Annotated in this window: 8 protein-coding genes and 1 riboswitch; all 8 genes read left to right on the forward strand. The window is 68.8% G+C overall.

Going from position 1 to position 6,033, the window contains the following annotated elements:
* Nucleotides 1-3: 3 nt before the first annotated feature.
* The 8 genes from rsfS to ACFDSW_RS02010 all read left to right on the forward strand — a co-directional run bounded on the left by rsfS (nucleotide 4) and on the right by ACFDSW_RS02010 (nucleotide 5,946).
* Nucleotides 4-399, forward strand: a complete 396-nt coding sequence (gene rsfS / locus ACFDSW_RS01975) for a ribosome silencing factor (protein ID WP_375248591.1) — start codon at nucleotides 4-6, stop codon at nucleotides 397-399.
* A gap of 126 nt (nucleotides 400-525) precedes the next feature.
* Nucleotides 526-948: a 23S rRNA (pseudouridine(1915)-N(3))-methyltransferase RlmH gene (locus tag ACFDSW_RS01980; protein ID WP_375248592.1), complete on the forward strand. Its 423-nt coding sequence runs from the start codon at nucleotides 526-528 to the stop codon at nucleotides 946-948.
* The gene (locus ACFDSW_RS01985; protein WP_375248593.1) at nucleotides 945-2,129 is read left to right on the forward strand and encodes a murein hydrolase activator EnvC family protein; all 1,185 of its coding nucleotides are present in this window, start codon (nucleotides 945-947) and stop codon (nucleotides 2,127-2,129) included. Before ACFDSW_RS01980 ends, ACFDSW_RS01985 begins: the two co-directional genes overlap by 4 nt.
* Nucleotides 2,130-2,252: 123 nt before the next feature.
* Nucleotides 2,253-3,617: a S41 family peptidase gene (locus ACFDSW_RS01990; protein ID WP_375248594.1), complete on the forward strand. Its 1,365-nt coding sequence runs from the start codon at nucleotides 2,253-2,255 to the stop codon at nucleotides 3,615-3,617.
* Complete coding sequence (locus ACFDSW_RS01995) at nucleotides 3,614-4,108, forward strand: disulfide bond formation protein B (protein ID WP_375248595.1); 495 nt, start codon at nucleotides 3,614-3,616, stop codon at nucleotides 4,106-4,108. The genes ACFDSW_RS01990 and ACFDSW_RS01995 overlap by 4 nt, the downstream gene beginning before the upstream one ends.
* Nucleotides 4,105-4,638: a demethoxyubiquinone hydroxylase family protein gene (locus ACFDSW_RS02000; protein WP_375248596.1), complete on the forward strand. Its 534-nt coding sequence runs from the start codon at nucleotides 4,105-4,107 to the stop codon at nucleotides 4,636-4,638. Before ACFDSW_RS01995 ends, ACFDSW_RS02000 begins: the two co-directional genes overlap by 4 nt.
* A gap of 5 nt (nucleotides 4,639-4,643) precedes the next feature.
* Nucleotides 4,644-5,087 carry a hypothetical protein gene (locus tag ACFDSW_RS02005; RefSeq protein WP_375248597.1) on the forward strand — a complete coding sequence of 148 codons (444 nt, stop codon included), beginning with the start codon at nucleotides 4,644-4,646 and terminating at the stop codon, nucleotides 5,085-5,087.
* A gap of 54 nt (nucleotides 5,088-5,141) precedes the next feature.
* A riboswitch (ZMP/ZTP riboswitch) is annotated at nucleotides 5,142-5,221 on the forward strand.
* A 20-nt stretch (nucleotides 5,222-5,241) separates the two neighbouring features.
* On the forward strand, nucleotides 5,242-5,946 hold the full coding sequence (locus ACFDSW_RS02010; RefSeq protein WP_375248598.1) for a DJ-1/PfpI family protein: 705 nt from the start codon (nucleotides 5,242-5,244) through the stop codon (nucleotides 5,944-5,946).
* Nucleotides 5,947-6,033 lie beyond the last annotated feature (87 nt).

Genomic DNA, 6,033 nt, shown 5'->3' on the forward strand with positions numbered 1-6,033 from the left:
ATCTTGCCCGCCACCGAACCCGCTCACCGACCGTCCGACCGGGATAGCGTCGAAGCGTTGCACCAGCTCGTCCTGCAATCGCTCGACGACGATCAGGCGGTGGACACGATCTCGATCCCGCTCGCCGGGAAATCGTCGATCGCGGACCATATGATCATCGCCAGCGGGCGATCGACGCGCCAGGTGGCGTCGATGGCGTCCAAGCTGGCCGAGAAGATCAAGGGCGAGACCGGCCGCCCCGCGCGGATCGAGGGGCTGGCCAACGCCGATTGGGTGCTGATCGACGCGGGCGACGTGATCGTCCACCTGTTCCGGCCCGAGGTGCGCAGCTTCTACAATCTGGAGCGGATGTGGTCGTTCGGCGATGCGCCGGCGGCGCCCGCGGCGGGCATGGCCTGAGGATATGTCCGCCGTCATCCCGGTCGCACGCCGGGCGTGACGGCGCGGACGGTCCTTCGCGTTCGTTCACCCCCCCCCCGCAACAAGCCGCGTGACGCGGCTTGTGCCGCGGTGTAACACCGCCGGATGCTGCTCCATATCGTCGCGCGGGGCCGGATCGGGCGCTCGCCCGAAGCCGAACTGGTCGATCGTTACCTGAAACGGATCAGCTGGCCCACGCGCATCAGCGAGTTGCCGGATCGTGGCGGGCGCGAACCCGATCGACCCGCGCAGGGCAAGCGCATCCTGCTCGATGGAAAAGGCGACGTGCTCGGCTCGATCGATTTCGCCGAGCGGCTCGGGCGTTGGCGCGACGACGGCGTGCGCGAGGCACGCTTCCTGATCGGCGCGGCGGACGGCTTTGACGACGGCGAACGTGCCGCGGCGGATCTGCTGATCTCCTTCGGTCGCGCCACCTGGCCGCACCTGCTGGCGCGGGCGATGCTGGCGGAGCAATTGTTCCGCGCGACCAGCATTCTCGCCAACCACCCTTATCATCGCGAGGGATGATGCGCGGTCGGGCGCGGTGGATCGCGGGGGCGCTGGCGCTGGTCGGTATCACGTCGATCGGCGCGGTCGCTGGCGGGGCGGTGTTGGGCGACGCGCGCTCGCTCGGGGATGAGGCCGGGTGGACGGGCGCGACGCTCGATCGCGCCAAGAAAGCGGCGGAGGTGGCGCAACGGCAGGTCGCCGCGCTGGACGCGCGCGCCGATCACGCCGCCGACCCGCGCATGCGGGCCTATTGGCAGGAGCAGGCGGTCGCCGCGCGGGTCGTGGCGGCCGAGCAGGAACTAACCGTCGGCCGGGTGCGCAGCGCGCTGATCGCGACCGCGCTCGCGAACCAACGCGCCCGGCTGGCCGCGCAGGAAGGGCCAGTCGTGCGATTGCTGGCGGTGCTCGCCTCCTTCTCCCGCCGGCCCGCGCTGCTGACATTGGCACAGCCCGGCAGCCTGGCGGATATCGTGCATACCCAGGCGGTGTTGCGCGCGGTGCTGCCGGCGGTGGAGGCGCGAACCGCGGCGCTGCGGACGCAGGTATCGCGCACCCGCGCGCTCGATCGCAATGCGACGGTCGCGGCGCGCGAGCTGGCGGCGGGGCGGTCGACGCTGATCGAGGCGCGCCAGCAACTCGCAGCGTTGCGCGACGATGCCGATGCCGATGCCGACGGCGCGGGGGACGAGCGCGCGCTGGCACTGGGGGAGAGCGCGCGTGAGGCGGTCGATCGCCTGAGCCGGATCGGTGGCGAGCAGGCGGCGCTCGGTGACCTGATCGCGCTGCCCGGCCCGCCCCCCGGCCAGGGGGAGGCGGCGCCGGCATCCGGCCCGGCCGACGCCTATCGCCTTCCGGTGCAGGGGCGCTTGCTGACCGGGCTGGGCGAGGTGTCCGACAATGGGGTGGTGTCGCGCGGGCTGACCTTCGCGGTGCGCCCCGGCGTCGCCATCGTCGCGCCGGCGGGCGGGCGGATCGTTTTCGCCCGGCCGTTTCGCGGCTATGGCGGGACGGTGATCATCGATCATGGCGATCGCTGGACGACGGTGATCACCGGATTGGGTACGCTGGCGGTGCGGCGTGGCGACCGGGTGGCGGCGGGCGCGGCGATCGGCCAGGCCGCGCTGGTCGACGATCCGCGCGTCTCCGTCGAGCTGCGGCGGCAGGGGCGGCCGATGGATATCGCACGACTGGCGGGATAATGCGCTCAGCCGCCGTTCATGGCGTGCGCTTCACCACCGGCGCGGCGTGTACGCGCTTTGATCCGGGGCGCGTTTCCGCTACATCGCAATGCTGCCTCTTTTGCGAAGGATCGACGGGTTCGCATGACGTCCAAGTTGCTTCAGGCCACCGCGCTGGTCACCATGATCGCGATGGTCCCCGTCGCCACCGGCGCGATGGCGGCGGCGGATACCGCGACATACCGCGAGCTCGACAAGTTTCTTGAGGTCTATAATCGCGTCAAGGCGGATTATGTCGACAAGGTCACCGACGAACAGCTGATGAAGGGCGCGATCGACGGCATGCTCGCCGCGCTGGATCCGCATTCCAGCTATGTCGACGGATCGGATTTCGACAATCTGCGGATTCAGACCGAGGGCAGCTACGGTGGGCTCGGCCTGACCGTGTCGATGGAGGATGGCGCGGTGAAGGTGGTCGCGCCGCAGGAGGATACGCCCGCCGGACGCGCCGGGATCAAGTCGGGTGACTATATCACGCATATCGACGGCAAGCTGATCTATGGCGGCACGCTGGACGAGGCGACCGCGCAGATGCGGGGCAAGCCCGGCACGAAAGTGAACCTGACGCTGGTCCGCCCCGGCCGTGACAAGCCGATCGAGGTGACGCTGGTGCGCGAGGTGATCGTCCAGCGCCCGGTGAAATGGGAAACGAAGGGCGACGTCGGCTATATCAACATCAACACCTTCTCCGGCCAGACGGGCGCCGATACGCGCGCCGCGATCGCCTCGATCGACAAGGCGCTGGGGCATCGCCCGCTCGGCTATGTCGTCGACCTGCGCGAGAATGGTGGCGGCTTGCTCGACCAGGCGATCGAGGTGGCGGACGCTTTCCTGGAGCGCGGCGAGATCGTGTCGCAGCGCGAGCGGGATGCCGCCAATACGCAGCGATATTTCGCGAAGCCCGGCGACAATGCCCATGGCCTGCCGGTGATCGTGCTGACCGATGCGGGCACCGCATCCGCCAGCGAGATCGTCGCCGGGGCCTTGCAGGATCATCATCGCGCGCTGGTGATGGGCGTGCGCACCTTCGGCAAGGGATCGGTGCAGACGCTGTTGCCGCTCGGCCCGCGCACGGCGCTGCGGCTGACGACGGCGCGCTATTTCACGCCGTCGGGACGCAGCGTGCAGGAAGGCGGAATCGAGCCCGATATCAAGGTGCCGCAGCTCACCGATCCCGATTACAAGAATCGCCCGGTCTTCCGTGAGGCGGATCTTCGCCGCCACCTGATCAACGAGATCAAGTCCCCCGATAATGCGGTGCTGGAAGAGGATACCAAGGAGGATCCGCGATTCAGCGCGACGCCGGACACGCTGAAGAAGCAGGGGATCGAGGATTTCCAGCTGTGGTACGCGCTGAGGACGATCGCGCGGCTGGGTGGCGCGCAACAGGTGGCTGCGGTCACCCATGCGATGACGGTGCCGCCGAAGCCGGCGGCAGCGGCGAAGTGAGAGCATCCCTGGCCCCCGGCCTGCGCAACGCGCGCCTGCTGGCGCTGCTGATACCCGGCGCGTTGCTCGCCGGCGCATGGGCGTTCCAGCTGATCGGCAAGCTATATCCGTGCGAGATGTGCCATTGGCAGCGCTGGCCGCATTATGGCGCGCTGGTGCTGGCGCTGCTGGCCTTCGTCACCGGCGGGCCGCGCGTGAAGGCGACGCTGGTGGCCGGCGCGGCGGCGCTGATTGCGGTATCGGGGCTGATCGGTGTTTTCCATGCGGGGGTCGAATATCATTGGTGGCAGGGCATTACCGCTTGTACGCAGACGGTGTCGACGGCGGGGCTGTCCACCGATCAAGCGCTGAAGGAACTGCTCGCGGCGCCGATCGTCCGGTGTGATGCGGCGCAATGGACGTTGCTGGGCGTATCGCTGGCGGGATGGAACGCGCTGGTGTCGCTCATCGGCGCCGTGTGGATCGGCACGCAGTTGAGGAAGCGCCAATGACGTGGAAACCCGGCGACCGCCCCCGAGCGACGGACTCGATGATCCGCGTGGATCAGGCGGGCGAATATGGCGCGACGCGGATCTATGCGGGCCAGCTCGCGATCATGGGGCAGCGCTCTCCGATGGCGCGCAAGATTTCGGCGATGGCGCTGCAGGAGGAGCGGCACCGCGCCTTCTTCGATCGCATGATCGTCGAGCGCGGTGTGCGGCCGACGGTGCTGCAACCCTTCTGGGACGTGGCCGGCTTCGCGCTCGGCGCGGTGACCGCCGCGATCGGGCCTGAAGCAGCGATGGCCTGCACCGCCGCGGTCGAGACAGAGATCGACAAACATTATGAGGAACAGTTGATCGCGCTGGGCGACAGCGATCCCGAACTGTCCGAGGCGATTGCCGAGTTTCAGGCCGAAGAGCTGGAGCATCGCGATACCGCCTTGGCCAGCGGGGCCGAGGATGCGCCCGCCTATCCGCTGTTGTCCGCTGTGATCCGGCTGGGATGCCGGGTCGCGATCGCCACCGCCAAGAGGATCTGACCCCGATGCGTTTCTCCCTGCTCGCTGCGCTGGCGCTCGTCCCGGCGGTCGCATCGGCGCAAAGCGGCCCGCCCGCCAGCACGGCTCGTCAACCGCGTACCACCGCCGCCGAAGGCGTGGCGAAGGGCGCGCCGATCAACGGCGTGCTGGTTCTGTACGGCAACGAACGCTGCCCGACCAATTCCAACGGCGAGGAGATCGTCGTCTGCCAGCGCCGCCCCGCCGAGGAGCAATTCCGCATCCCCAAGGAATTGCGCAATTTCGAGGTGACGCCGGAGAACGAGACCTGGGCCGCCAGGGTGCAGGCGAACGAGACGGTCGGCAATGTCGGCGTCGGGACATGTTCGACGGTCGGCGCGGCGGGCGCGAGCGGCTGTTTCGTGCAGAACGCCAATCGCTGGAAACGCGAGAAGCGCGCCAATCCCGCGTCGGAGAATGACGTCCCCTAGGATGTACCTGGCGGGAGCGGGCCTTCCCGCCGCCCCTCTCATCATGCTATCGCATCACCGTCACGTGACTGGCGCCAGCGCGGAGCACCGCGGGGAAGCGTGATCCAATGCCGCCGCGCGCCTGGGCATCCCGTTCGAACAGGAGGGCTGTACCATGTCGCACGATATCATCACCGACGATCTGCGCGTCGCGTTCCTATTGTTCCCCAACGTCACGCAGCTCGACCTGACCGGCCCGGCGCAGGTGCTGGCGCGATTGGGCCGATCGCGCCTCGATCTGGTTGCCAGCACGCTCGACCCCGTGCCGACCGACGCGGGCTTCGCGATCATGCCGACCGCCACCTTCGACGACGTGGCCGCCGCCGACATTCTGTGCGTGCCGGGCGGCTTCGGTACGCATGACGCGATCGCGGACGATGCGACGATCGATTGGGTCCGCCGCGTCGGCGAAGGCGCCACCTGGGTGACGAGCGTGTGTACCGGATCGCTGGTGCTGGGCGCGGCGGGGTTGCTGAACGGCTATCGCGCGGGGTGCCACTGGGCGCAGCGTGACATGCTGCGCCTGTTCGGCGCGGTGCCGGTGGCGGAGCGTGTCGTGATCGATCGCAATCGCGTCACCGGCGGCGGTGTGACCGCGGGGATCGATTTCGCGCTGCGGCTGACGGCGCTGATCCGCGGCCAGGCGCATGCCGAACTGGTGCAGCTGAGCCTCGAATATGACCCGGCACCGCCTTTCGACGCCGGCTCGCCGGAGCGCGCCTCTCCAGCGACGATCGCCGCATATGAACAGCGCGTCGCGCAGCTCGCGCCGGGGCGTGACGAGCGGTTGCGCGCGTTGGCAGCCAAACGGGGGTTCTGACCCACCGGCGTTGCGCCGGAACGGCTCAATGCGGCTTCTTCATCCCGTTGATGCGATGCCAGATGTAGAAAGCGATCGCGACCACCA

This window comes from Sphingomonas sp. (genome assembly GCF_042091075.1).
Classification (GTDB): Bacteria; Pseudomonadota; Alphaproteobacteria; order Sphingomonadales; family Sphingomonadaceae; genus Sphingomonas.